This is a genomic window from Streptomyces sp. NPDC086519, from assembly GCF_040686075.1.
Taxonomy (GTDB): Bacteria; Actinomycetota; Actinomycetes; order Streptomycetales; family Streptomycetaceae; genus Streptomyces; species Streptomyces shenzhenensis.
The window spans coordinates 27,048-39,767 of sequence record NZ_JBFBJL010000024.1 but is presented as its reverse complement, the minus strand read 5'-3'; the positions used below and the strand labels follow the sequence as shown (position 1 = coordinate 39,767).

Genomic DNA, 12,720 nt, shown 5'->3' with positions numbered 1-12,720 from the left:
CACCCCGCGCGACCGGTCCGCGGATGCACGCGGTGCGACGCCGGGCGGGAGCGGCCTTTTCGAGTCGGCGAGATCGCCTACCGGGTCAAGCGCAGGGAACTGCGAAGAGTCGACGGGACCGTCGTTCTCGACGACCTGCCGCTGAGCGGGGGTGACGACAGGTGACCAGAGGTCAGCGAAGATCCGCGGCCCCTCGTGCAGGACCGCGAAGCGTGCTTTCAGGCACTGCGGCAGGGCGGCGTTCCGGCGGGCCCGTGATCAGCTCGGGTTCGGTGGCCGCCCGGACCTCGGCCTCGGTGACCCCGGGCGCGCACTCGACCAGGCGCAGCCCGCGGTCGGTGACGTCCAGCACGGCGAGGTCGGTGATGATCCGCTGGACCACGCGTTCGCCGGTGAGCGGCAGCGAGCAGTCATTGACGATCTTGAAGGTGCCGTCCCGGGCCACGTGCTCCATCAGGACGATCACCTTGCGCGCGCCGTGGACCAGGTCCATCGCGCCGCCCATCCCTTTGACCATCTTCCCCGGAATCATCCAGTTGGCGATGTCGCCCCGGGCCGACACCTGCATCGCCCCCAGGATCGCCGCGTCGATCCGGCCCGAGCGGATCATCCCGAAGCTGGCGCCGGAGTCGAAGAAGCTGGCGCCGGGGCGTACCGTGACGGTCTCTTTCCCGGCGTTGATCAGGTCGGGGTCCTCGTCTCCGTCGTACGGGTACGGGCCGGTGCCGAGAATGCCGTTCTCGGACTGCAGCACCAACTCCACGGAGGCGTCTACGTGGTTGGGCACCAGGGTCGGCAGTCCGATGCCCAGGTTGACGTAGTCGCCGTCCCTCAGTTCCCGGGCGGCGCGGGCAGCCATCTGGTCTCTGGTCAGTGCCATGGTCACGCTCCTCGTCCCGCGCCCCCGCGGGGCTTGACGGTCAACCGTTCGATGCCCTTGTGCGCGACCTGCCCGGGCGTCAGCGGCAGAACGCGATCGATGTAGATGCCGGGGAGGTGGACCGCGTCCGGGTCGAGTTCGCCGGGTTCGACGAGGTGCTCGACCTCGGCGACGGAGATCCGGCCGGCCATGGCGCAGACCGGGTTGAAGTTGCGGGCGGCCTTGCGGAACACCAGGTTGCCGTGCCGGTCGCCCTTCCATGCGCGTACCAGTGCGAAGTCCGCCGGCAGGGCCCGCTCCAGCACGAAGGACGTGCCGTCGAACTCGGCGGTCGGCTTGGGCGGCGAGGCGACCGCGACCCGGCCGTCGGAGGTGTACCGCCACGGCAGGCCGCCGGAGGCGACCGCCGTGCCGGTGCCGGTCCTCGTGTAGAACGCGGGGACGCCGACGCCGGCCGCGCGCAGCCGCTCGGCGAGGGTGCCCTGCGGGGTGAGCTCGACCTCCAGTTCGCCGCCGAGGTACTGGCGGGCGAACTCCTTGTTCTCCCCCACGTAGGAGGCGACGATCCTGCGGATCCGGCCGCGGTCGAGCAGCTTGCCGAGACCCACGCCGTCGGTTCCGCAGTTGTTCGAGAAGATCTCCAACCGCTCCACGCCGGCCTCGACGACCGCGTCGATGAGCACGGCGGGGATGCCGCAGATCCCGAAGCCGCCCGAGGCGATCGACGCCCCGTCCCGGATACCCACCACGGCCTCGGCCGCGGTGGCGACCACTTTGTCCACCGTTGCTTCCTTCCTGGTCAGTTGAGCTTGGCGAGCTGGGCGAGGACGGTCTCCGGCGCGGCGTCCGCGGGGATGTCGGCGAGGAGGAAGTCACCGGACGGCAGCGCCACGCCGTCACCGCGCCAGAACTCCTGCGGGATCCGCGGTCCGGTCAGCCCGGAGCCGACGACCTTGACGCCCTGCCCGGTCCGGCGGCCCAGCGCCCAGCGGTAGTGGTCGGTCATGTTGACGACCGGTGCGTAGACGCTGTCGTCGAGCTGCGGCCACTGACCCGCGCGCGGGTCGCGTTCGTCGAGCAGCAGCATCGAGACCGGTGGCGCCGCCAGCCGCCGCAGCCAGTCCGCGACGTACATCGCGGCGGTCTCCGCGTGGTCGGCGGTCAGGTCCGTGAGCAGACCGGCGCCGCTGAGCTCGTGGGTCCGCGCCAGCCACAGCATCGGGGAGGGAATCTGCACCACGAGCGGCGCGGCCGAGGCCCGCGCGACGACCTCGGCCAGCTCGGCGGCGGCGACGGCGGTGGGCTCGTGGGCCAGCAGCGTGCGCAGGGCGTACCCGGTCCGCGGCCGGGCGGACAGGCCGGTGCGCAACGCGTCCTCGCGGGCGAGGACGTCGTCGTAGTAAGCGCCCAGATCCAGCAGGGTGGTGTCGGATCGGAGCAGCCCCTGGACCTGCCCGGTGTACTGCGCGAAGGCGACCGGGTCGGTCCACGGGACGGGGCGGCCCTGGAGGACGACCGCTCGGGCGTAGTGCTGGTGGTCGACGATCAGCGCGGTCCGTCGACCGGAGGGCGGGGCGGAGAGGAGGGTGGTGAAGTCCATGGCCATGGGCGTTCCCGGGGGCGAGGAGAGGCTGGGACGAGGGGTGGGGAGCGGTGCTACGGCTCCCCACCGGGTGGGGGCGGCCGGCTCAGCCGTTGAGGACGACCTTGAGGGCGTTCGTCTTGGCAGCGTCCGCGAACGTGTCGTACGCGTCGAGGATCCGGTCGAGGGGGAAGTGGTGGCTGGCGAACCGGTCCACGGGCAGTCGCCCGTCGCGCACCAGCCGGAGCAGCATCGGCAGTGTGTCGGTGTTCACCAGGCCCATGGAGATCGCGATGTTCTTGATCCACAGGTCCTGGAGCGGTAGCTCGACCGACGTGCCGTGGACTCCGACGTTGGCGACGTTCCCGCCCGGACGCACCAGGTCGAGCGCCATCGTGAAGGTGTGCGGGATCCCGACCGCCTCCACCGCGACGTCCACGCCGTCGCCGTCGGTGAGCGCGAGGACCTCGTCCCGCCAGCCGCTGCTGCCGGAGTTCACGGCGTGCGTGGCGCCGAAGGAGAGGGACTGCTGAGCGCGGTGGTCGTCGATGTCGATCGCGATGATCCGCGCGGCGCCCTGGAGCCCCGCCGTGGCCGTCACCGCCAGGCCCACCGGCCCGGCGCCGATGACCGCCACGGTGTCGCCGGGCTTGACCCGCCCGTAGCGAACGCCCATCTCGAAGCCGGTGGGGAGGATGTCCGAGAGCATCACTCCCTGCGCGGGGGTGACCCCCTCGGGCAGCTTGTGCAGTGAGGTCTCCGCGTACGGCACGCGGACGTACTCGGCCTGGGTGCCGTGGATCAGGTGTCCGAGGATCCACCCCATGCCGGACGCCCCTTCGTCGCCGGCGCAGTGGGAGTGGAGCCCGCGGCGGCAGTAGGCGCACCGCCCGCAGTTCTTGATGCAGGCGATGATCACCTGGTCCCCCTCGGCCAGGGTGGTGACGGCGCTCCCGGTCGCCACGACCGTCCCGACGCCCTCGTGCCCGAGGACCCGGCCCTCGGCGACCGAGGGCACGTCGCCCTTGAGGATGTGCAGGTCACTACCGCAGATGGTGGTGGCGTCGATCTTGACGATCACGTCCGTGGGCGCCTCGATCGCCGGGTCCGGGACGGTGTCCCACGACTTCTGGCCTACGCCGTGGTGGACGAGAGCCTTCATGGCTTTCTCCTTGTGCGTTGCAAAGCGGGCGGGTTCTCGGCAGGTCAGGACTTGCGGCTCACCTCTTCGCCGTGCCTGTCCTCCAGTTCGCGGACCCGCTCCTCCAGCTGGGCGATCTTGACCTCGCGCCGGTCGGGGACCATGACGATCGGGAGTTCCTTCAGCGGAGCCGTCACCCGCTGCGGGCCGTCGATGGTGAAGACGGTTGCCGTGATGTCGTCGGTGTCCGAACCCCAGGAGCCGTAGTAGTGCAGGTTCTTCGGCGGCTCGGGGGTGACGAACTCGGCGCAGAACTCGGCATAGGGCCTGCCTCGCCGGAGCCTGGCCTCGCGGGCGGCGTCGCGCGCCGCCCGCGTGCCCTCGACGTCCAGGCGGAAGGTCTCCGGGTCGTAGCGCACCCCGAAGATCTCCTCGGCGACCTTCTGGCTGATCCGGCCGAGTTCGGCGTCCTGGACGACCGATTCGGGGAGCCGCTCCAGCGGGTCGCCGTAGCCGCCGCCGGCCCCCTGACTGATCATGTAGAGCTCGCCGTCCTTGGCGATGTCGAACTGCAGGCCCATGTGGTAGGTCGAGTAGCGGCCGTCCTCGAAGGGACGCTCGTTCATGACCTTCTCGATCGACAGGTCGAACTTCTTGCTGTCCCGGCGGATGTGCTCGTAGACGTTGGTGCCCTTGACCATGGCGAGCGGGTAGGTGCCGCAGCCGTAGCCGCCGTACATGCCGTAGATGGAGGAGAACTTCGCCCCCGACGTCACCGTCATGAAGCCCCACTGCGGGGTGCCCTCGGCGGCGACGATCATCTCGTAGCCCATTCCGCCGGTGAACTTCCCGAAGCCCATGTTGTCGCGGACCAGTCGCTTGGACACGAGCTGCATGAAGGGGACTTCCTCCTCCATGACCTCCTGTTCGGCGGTGTCGGCCATCGCGCAGAAGAGCGGGGAGACCGCGTCCTCGCCGTCCCGGAAGGGCTTGGCGCCGCCCGGCATGCCGTTGAGGTCCGCGCAGAGGTTTCCGACCATGTCGCCGTGCTGGGTGATCCCGCCCCACAGGAACGTGTTGATCTGGTTGAACCAGTTCGCGACGACGTTGCTGTACTTCTCCGGGGTGGAGAAGGACATCCGGCTGTAGAGCGCCTGCGCGGCGGAGAAGCCGCGGAACGAGGCCTGGAGCGACTGCCCCATCGGCGCGTCGTAGGAGGCGTCGGCCCAGGTGCCCTCGTCCGAGATGATCTCGATGCAGCTCATGGCCGAGGTGCAGCGCGGCAGGTCGGGCCACCAGAAGGCCAGGATCGCCTGCATGATCATGGATTTGACCGAGCAGAGCGGGCTGTTGATGGCGCGGTTGAGGATCTCCGGGCCCGTGCCGCGCAGGTCGATGGTCATCCTCTCGCCCTTGACGGTCACCTTGCAGGCGAACTTGATGAGGATGTTCTCCTTGAGGGTCGAGTCCATGAACTGGTCGAAACGGTAGGTGCCGTCGGGCAGTTCGCTGATCCGCCGGCGCACCTCCACCTCGACGTCCTCGACCGTGGTGCGCAGGGCCGCGACGAAGGTGTCCGCCCCGACCTCGTCGATGATCTTGTCGACCCGTTCCATGATCTTGCGTACGGCGGTGATCTTGACCTTGAGGTCGGCGAGCTGGAGCTTGGGGTCACGCACGGAGTGCTGGAGGAAGGTGAGCAGGTCGCGGCGGAGCCGCCCGCGCTCGACGATCTTGAAAGGGCTCATCCGCAGTCCGTCGTCGAAGGGCGTCTCCGAACCTGAGGGCATTCCGCCCGGCTCGCAGGCGCCGTTCTCGCCCTCGTGGATGGTCGCGGCGACCCAGGCGATGATCTCGCCGTCCCTGATGACCGGCATGATCATCGACTGGTCGGTGTTGTGGATGTTCCCGAACCGCGCGTCGTTGTGGATGAACCCGTCGCCCTCGTGGATCCCGACGGTGGGCTCGTCCTTCCAGTACTTCATGATGTAGCGGATCGGGTGGTGCAGGATCGCGCTGAACGCGATGACGCCGTGGCAGGAGAGGTAGGAGACGTCCCCGGCAGCGGTGTAGATGGCGGTCGTGAGGTCGCCCCACTTCGCGCCGGGCGCCGCTCCCTGCGCCTCGCACATCTCGTAGCCCTCGTCGAGGGCGCCGGCGATGCGCTTGCGGATGCGCTCGACCTGGAGCCGGTCGACACCGGCCGCGATCGCCCGCTCCTCGTGGGTGGACCTGGGGGCGATGCCGTGGTCGCGCATGATGGCCGGGTCGGGGCCGAGGAAGAGGGTCGTCTCGTCCATGAACTTGTCGACCCACTCCTGCTCCTGGGGAGTCAGGGGTGTCAACGGCCTGTCCGACGGCCTGTCGTCGATGGTGGTCATTCAGGGGCTCCTTCTGTTTCGCGTGGCGGGTCGGCGGTCGGTGCCGGGTCAGTCCTGAAGGAACCAGACCGCCCCCTGGCGCGTCGGTTCGAGCCGCCAGCCGGGCTCGACGAGGTACGTCGTGTTCTCCGTGGTGACGATCGCCGGACCGGGGACGACGTGTTCGTGGGTGAGCGCGCTGTGGTCGTGGACGGGCGTGCTGATCGGTTCGTCGTGGCCGATGAAGACGACGTCGCGGCGGGAGGCCTCGGCCGGGACCGTGCGCTCTCCCCCGGCTTCCAGGGACTCGAAGCTCACGACGTCCCCGTCGACGTACGAGGCGACCCGGACGGTGTTGCAGCGGATCCCGGCCTCCGGAGCGGCGCTCGCCGCCCCGAAGCGGTGACTGTAGACGTCACCGAAGATCTTGATCATGGTGAGGACGTCGGCCACGCCGTTCATGCGGTTGATGTCCTCCAGTGCCACCGCCTGGGTGAGCAGCTGGTTGCCGTAGCGCATGTCGAGTTCGAGCCGGTACTTCACGTCCTCGGCGGCGAAGCCCTGACGGACCAGGTCTTCGCGTCCGCGGGCCTCCAGTTCCTCGACCACGGCGTTGAACTCGTCGTAGCTGTCGTAGAGCTGCCGCGTCGTCGGGTTGTACATCGTCACGTGGACGCCGCGCTCGTGGAAGTGGAGCTGCTTCATGTTCCCGGCGCCGCAGGCGGAGAACACCGAGGAGAACGGCGGGGCCAGCACGCGCCTGATCCCCGCGTGGCGGGCGATACCGCAGGCGTGGAGCGGGCCGTTGCCGCCGTAGGCGAGCATCGTGAAGTCCTCCGGCAGGTAGCCGCGGACCCGCAGCTCCTTGCCGATGCCGATCGCCATCTGCTCGTCCACGCCGTCCTTGATCGCTCGCGCGATGTCGAGGACGTCCATGTCGAGCGGGTCGCAGAGGGTCTCCTCGACGGCGAACCGGGAGCGCTTCGGGTTGAGTCTGATGTAGCCGTTGGCGTAGTTGTCCGGGTCGAGGTAGCCGAGGAGGAGGTCGGCGTCGGTCACGGTCGGGCGCAGACCACCGCGGTCGTAGCAGGCCGGACCGGGGGTCGAGCCGGCCGACTCCGGGCCGATCTTGATCGAGTCGTGGATACGGTCGTACGTGGCGATCGAGCCGCCCCCCGCACCGAGGGTGTCGAGGTGGACCATCGGCACGGAGACGAGCCAGCGGTCGATCGTGGGCAGGAAGTCGTAGTGCTTGACGCCGCCCTCGGGCACGAGGCCGATGTCGAACGACGTGCCGCCCATGTCGGTCGAGATGACGTGCCCGAGCCCCGTCTCGTTCGAGAGGTGCTCGGCGGCTCCGACACCGGCGATCGGGCCGGAGTGGATCGTCTGGAGGGCGTCGGTCGAGTTCATCTGCGCCATGCCGCCGGAGTTGTGGATCACCAGCATCGGCTTGTCGTAGCCGGAGTCGCGCAGGTTGTTCGACAGCTGTGACAGCGCGTGGAACATGATCTCGTGGAGGAAGCCGTCGATGATCGTCGACGTCGCCCGGACGTACTCGCCCTTGCGGCCCGAGACCTGGTGGCCGAGCAGGACGGGGATGGCGCCCAGCTCATGGGCGGGGAACTCCTCGAGGACGATCTCCTGGATCGCGAGTTCGTGGACCGGGTTCTCGGTCGCGTTGACGAGGGTGACGACGAGCGCCTCCGCCCCGGCGTCGACGAGTTCGCGCACGACCGTGCGGACGTCCTCGGGGTCGAGCGGGGCGACGACCTTGCCCGCCGAGTTGATGCGCTCCTTGACCGAACGGATCATGTGGCGCGGCACGATCGGCTCCGGCCGCTCGGCCGCGGGCAGGTTCTGCTGCATCGAGTAGTCCAGGCCTTCGCCGTAACCGCGGCCCCGGGAGAGCGGGATCGTGTCCTCGAAGCCGTGGGTGACGATCGCGGCGACCTTGGGGCCCTTGCGCTCGATGAGCGCGTTGGTGCCGAGGGTCGTCGCGTAGCGGACCGAGTCGACCTCCTTCAGGACGGTGCCGCGGTCGAGCCCCGCCAGCCGGCACGCCAGGTCGAGGGCCTCGTTGAAGCCAAGGGCGAGGTTGTGATGGGTGGTCAGGGCCTTGGCCTCGACGTACTGGTCGTCCCAGACGAAGAAGCAGTCGGTGAACGTGCCGCCGATGTCGACGGAGATGCGCTTCATGGGTGTCCCTGGGGTGTCGTGTGCGCGGTGCGGTCAGCGGACGTGGCCGATGGCCCGGAGGGCCGCGGTGTACTTCTGGGCGTCGTCGCCGGGGCCGTAGGCGTGGACCTCCTCGGGATCCACACCGCGCTGCTCCCACTGCGCCCGGAGCGCGGCGACGTCGATGAGCATGTCGACCGTCGGGGGGTGGCCCGGCGGGATGTACTCGGTCTCGATCTGGGTGCCGCAGCCGGGGCAGTAGTACTCGAGGATCCGGCAGTACTCCGGGTCCGGGGAGAAGGTGAACTCGTACCGCTCGGGGTCGATGATCGACTGGTGGATCTCACGGGGGTCCCGGTCGTGAACCAGGGTGCCCTCCTTGTAGTTGCCGTGCGCGCTGCCCATGTCCTGGTCGCAGACCCGGCACACCCAGCGTTCGGCGTCGAGGTCGATGACGAGGTACTCGGTCATGGGGACTCGCATGGGAGTCCTCCTTCGAGGTCGGAAGATCAAGGGGGTGAGGGTCGAGGGGTCAGAGGGTGTCGTGGAGCAGGAGGTCGCCGGCCGAGGTGACCCGGAAGGTCCAGCCGGGCAGGACCCGGGCGGTGAAGAACGGGCCCTCGACGATCGCCGGGCCCGCGGCCGTGTCCCCGGGGCTGAGTTCGGTCAGGACGTGGACCGGCACCTCGTCGACCCGGTCGGCCGCCGAGCGCACCGAGCGGGTGCCGGCGGCCGGGGCCGGCCGGGTCCCGGTCTCCTGCTCGGAGATCACTTCGGGATGGGGCAGCGGGGCGGTGACGGTGAGCCGGAGGGAGACCTCCCGGCCCGGGTGGTCGACCGGGTCGCCGGGGCGGTAGGCGGAGCGCGACACCGGCGTCCCGTCCTCCTCCTCGACGCTCAGCTCCCAGGTGGTCTCGCAGTCGGCGAGCGCGTAGCCCTCCTGGAACATGTCCCGCTCGGCCCGGACGAGGAGTTCGTCGTACGTCTGCCGCGCCGACTCGGTCGTCGGCTTGGGGGCACCGACCTCGTAGGTCTTGCCGACGTCGGAGAAGGAGATCCCGAAGGCGGAGAAGACCGCCGCCGTACGCGGGACGAGGACCTGCCGCACCCCCGCGGGCCGGGCGGCGCCGGTCGCGCTCATCGGCCCGGCCCCGCCGAACGCGGCCAGGGTCGTGTCCTCGGTCACCAGGTGCGCGAACGACGAGGACAGCGCCTCGAAGTACGCCTGCTCCATCCGGACCAGGGCCTCCTCGAGACCGATCCCGAGCGGGGCCGCGATGGTGTCGGTGACGACGGCCCGGGAGCGCTCCGCGTCCAGCCTGAACGTGCCGTCGAGATAGGTGTCCGGGTCGAGGACGCCGAGGAGCAGATTGACATCGGTGATCGTCGCCTGCTTGCCGCCGAAGCCGAAGCAGGCCGGCCCGGGGGCCGCCCCGACGGACGCGGGGCCGACCGTGATCCGCCCGTCCTCGACGGCGATGACGGAGGACCCGCCGACCCCCTTGGAGTGGACGTCGCTCATCGGGTAGGAGACCGGGACGCCCTTGATCGTGCCCCGCTCGTTCGCCGCGACCCGGTCGCCGACGACCACGCCGACGTCGGTCGTGGTGCCCCCGATGTCGATCATGAGGGTGTGTGCGAGCCCGTACGCCCGGGCCAGCGCCGCCGTGCCCTCCAGCCCGCCGCGGGGACCGGAGGAGTAGGTCTTGAGCGCGACCGACTTGGCGACCCGCGAGGAAGCGCCGTCGTTGCGGTAGACGAGCAGCGGATTGAGGACCTTGTAGGACTTCAGGCGCCGTTCGGCGCTGTAGAGGAATCGCTCCATCGTCGGGTGGAGGAAGGAGTTGATGACGCACGACCAGACCCGGCGGGGGTCGTTGCGGTCGCCCGCCAGGTCCCAGCTGTAGATGACCGGGATGGACCCGAGCAGATGCCGGGGGAACTTGCGGAGAAGCACCGTCCGCAGTCGGCGCTCCTGCTCCGGGTCGCCGCCCGCCACGACCACGCGGGCGGCTCCGAGCGTGGCCAGCCGGTTGACCTGCTGGACGACCTCGAAGTCGATCGTCTCGTGGTCGGCGTCCATGTCGATCGTGAGGAGGCGGTCGCCGACGAGGCTCTCGAAGAGTTCCTTCTCCGCGGCCGTGGCCCGCATCGCCGGTCCCAGGTCGGGCAGGGGCGTGAGGATGCCGATCATCGGGCCGCGGCGCTCGACGAGCGCGTTCGTCCCCTGGGTGGTCGAATACCGGATGTGCTGGGTCGCGTGCAGCAGCCGCTCGGTGTCGGGCGTGCCGTACAGGGCCGCCGAAGCCTTCTCGACGCCGGTGAAGAGGCACTCGGAGAGGTCGTGGGGCGTGGTGAGCGTCTTGGTGAAGGTGAAGCCGGTGCCGTCCCAGACGCAGATGTCGGTGAGGGTCCCACCGTTGTCGATGTTGATGAGGGTTTCCATGCCACTCCTTGGGCTGCAACTCGGGCTGCAACGGATCCGCAGGAGCGACGCGGCCGCCGCCCGGAGGTGAACCCCCGCTGTCCGGCCCGGCCGTCGCCCTCGACGGTGAGATCCAAGGTGCTGGCGTCCCACGGTCCGCGGCCGTCCCAACTTGGGACATGCACGCCGGTTGGTTCGGGCCACCTGCCCGGGCATCATGAGGGTCCGGTGCGTGAGGGCCGCACGCGCCGGTGGCCGCGACAAGGAGGCCGTATGCCGGACAGGAACAGCAGGCTGCTGCGTATGGCGGCGGCCCGGGCCGACTTCCTGGAATACGGACGGCAGGGCGCCGCGGGTGTTCCCGACGTCCTCGCCGCGTCATGGGTGCGCAGCCAGCAGGCCGGGGTCGACATCACCCGTCCGCCGACGGACTTCAGTGACGACATCGACACCAGCTCCCGCCTGGTGCGCTGCGCGGAGCCGGTCCTCGACCAGCTCGGCAACGACACCGCCGACCTGCCGCTGGTCATCGCTCTCACCGACAGCCAGGCCCGCCTGGTGCAGCGCCGGGACTCCTCCTCGGCGGTCGGGCGGCTGCTCGACCGGGTCGACTTCGCCCCGGGATACAACTACGCCGAGGGGAAGAAGGGCACCAACGGGGTCGGGACCGTCCTGGAGGCGGGGCAGGCCGTGTCCGTGGTCGGCCCCGAGCACTTCACGGAGGAGTTGCAGGCCTTCGCCTGTACCGGCGCGCCGGTCATCGACCCGTTGACCGGGCGCATCGAGGGCATCCTCGACGTCTCCACGCTGGCCGATGCGTGGAGCCCGCTCGTGCACACGCTCGTCAAGTCGGCGGCCAAGGACATCGGGCGCAACCTCCTGCTCGACCGGAACCAGGCCCAGCAGGCACTCTTCGAGACCTATCTGAGGGCCGACGCCCGCTCGACCCGGCAGGCGGTGTTCGCCTTCGCGGACTCGGTGTTCATGGCCAATGCCGCAGCCCAGGCCCTGTTCGACCCGGTCGAGCAGCTGGCCGTCCGGGAGCACGCCACCTTCCTCATGACCCGCCGCGACCGCGTCAGCGAGACGATGACCCTGCAGTCCGGCCGGATGATCCGGATACGCGGGACCCGGCTCGTCTCCGGCTCCGACACGGCGGGCATCGTGGTCATCGCCGAGGCGGTGACCGACCAGCCGTCGCGTCCCTGGCCCTCCGCCCCCGGCACGGGGTTCGACGACCGTGTCCTGCCACGGGTGGCGACGGCGGGCGCCGAGACCAGAGAGCTCGTCGGCGACCTGCGCCGGCCGCACGTGCCGATCGCCTCCGGCTCGTCCCCGGCATGGATCCGCGCCTGCTCGGAACTGCGCGACGCTCTCGCCGCGAAGGCCCCGACGATCGTCCTCGGCGAGACGGGGGCGGGGAAGTTCACCCTCGTCGCCGAGCTCTTCCACGCCGACCATCCCGGCGGCCGCAGCGTCGCCGTCGACGCGAGCCAGCTGCACTCCGGTGCGGAGAGTGACCTCGACGCGCTGCTGGGCAGCACCCGTGAGCAGACCTTGTGCATCGTCCGGAACATCGACCAGGCGAGCACAGAGGGAGTCGAGCGCATCGACAAGCTGTTCACGACCCTCGGCTCGACGACGGCTCCCGTCACCTTCGCCGCGACGGTCTCGGACTCGAGCCTCGACTCCGACCTTCCGTTCCACGCGCTCCTCGGGCACTTCGAGGTCGCCGTGACCGTCCCGGCACTCCGGCACCGCACCGAGGACCTGACGCTCATCGTCAGCCGGGTCCTGGAGGAGATCGCGCCGGGCCGGCGGGTGCGCCTCTCCCCCACGGCCACGCGAACCGTCGCCCAGTACACCTGGCCCCGCAATGTCTCACAGCTGCGCGAGGCACTGGCCCATGCGCTGCGTGCGCGGCCGGTGGGGGAGATCCAGGACCAGGACCTGCCGAACTACTGCCAGACCCATTCCCACAAGATCCTCACCCGCATCGAGGCCGCCGAACGCGACGCGATCATCGAGGCGCTACGGGACAAGGGCGGGAACCGCGTCGCCGCCGCGACGCACCTCGGCATGTCCCGCAGCAGCCTGTACCGGAAACTGCGGTCGTACGGGATCACGGCTTGAGAGGCAGCGGGGACTGTCCCA

At 69.9% G+C, this 12,720-nt stretch carries 9 protein-coding genes; 1 reads left to right on the top strand and 8 read right to left on the bottom strand.

From position 1 onward, the window contains the following. Window positions 1-172 precede the first annotated feature (172 nt). The 8 genes from AB0P24_RS23190 to AB0P24_RS23155 all read right to left on the bottom strand — a co-directional run bounded on the left by AB0P24_RS23190 (window position 173) and on the right by AB0P24_RS23155 (window position 10,587). Entirely contained in the window at window positions 173-880 is a 708-nt protein-coding gene (locus tag AB0P24_RS23190; protein ID WP_365796908.1) for a CoA transferase subunit B, read from the bottom strand. A 2-nt stretch (window positions 881-882) separates the two neighbouring features. Continuing rightward, window positions 883-1,662, bottom strand: coding sequence for a CoA transferase subunit A (locus tag AB0P24_RS23185; RefSeq protein ID WP_365796906.1), 780 nt, complete (start codon window positions 1,660-1,662; stop codon window positions 883-885). 17 nt (window positions 1,663-1,679) lie between these two features. Next, window positions 1,680-2,486, bottom strand: a complete 807-nt coding sequence (locus AB0P24_RS23180; RefSeq protein ID WP_365796904.1) for a hypothetical protein — start codon at window positions 2,484-2,486, stop codon at window positions 1,680-1,682. Window positions 2,487-2,568: 82 nt separating this feature from the next. Then, entirely contained in the window at window positions 2,569-3,624 is a 1,056-nt protein-coding gene (locus tag AB0P24_RS23175) for a zinc-dependent alcohol dehydrogenase family protein (RefSeq protein ID WP_365796902.1), read from the bottom strand. 44 nt (window positions 3,625-3,668) lie between these two features. Beyond that, window positions 3,669-5,984, bottom strand: a complete 2,316-nt coding sequence (locus AB0P24_RS23170) for a hydantoinase B/oxoprolinase family protein (RefSeq protein ID WP_365796900.1) — start codon at window positions 5,982-5,984, stop codon at window positions 3,669-3,671. A gap of 48 nt (window positions 5,985-6,032) precedes the next feature. After that, window positions 6,033-8,162 carry a hydantoinase/oxoprolinase family protein gene (locus AB0P24_RS23165; RefSeq protein WP_365796898.1) on the bottom strand — a complete coding sequence of 710 codons (2,130 nt, stop codon included), beginning with the start codon at window positions 8,160-8,162 and terminating at the stop codon, window positions 6,033-6,035. A gap of 33 nt (window positions 8,163-8,195) precedes the next feature. Beyond that, window positions 8,196-8,624: an acetone carboxylase subunit gamma gene (locus AB0P24_RS23160; RefSeq protein WP_365796896.1), complete on the bottom strand. Its 429-nt coding sequence runs from the start codon at window positions 8,622-8,624 to the stop codon at window positions 8,196-8,198. A gap of 49 nt (window positions 8,625-8,673) precedes the next feature. After that, window positions 8,674-10,587: a hydantoinase/oxoprolinase family protein gene (locus tag AB0P24_RS23155; RefSeq protein ID WP_365796894.1), complete on the bottom strand. Its 1,914-nt coding sequence runs from the start codon at window positions 10,585-10,587 to the stop codon at window positions 8,674-8,676. Between the two features lie 252 nt (window positions 10,588-10,839). On the opposite strand from AB0P24_RS23155, the gene AB0P24_RS23150 reads away from it, so the two are divergent. After that, on the top strand, window positions 10,840-12,699 hold the full coding sequence (locus AB0P24_RS23150; RefSeq protein ID WP_365796892.1) for a helix-turn-helix domain-containing protein: 1,860 nt from the start codon (window positions 10,840-10,842) through the stop codon (window positions 12,697-12,699). Window positions 12,700-12,720: the final 21 nt, after the last annotated feature.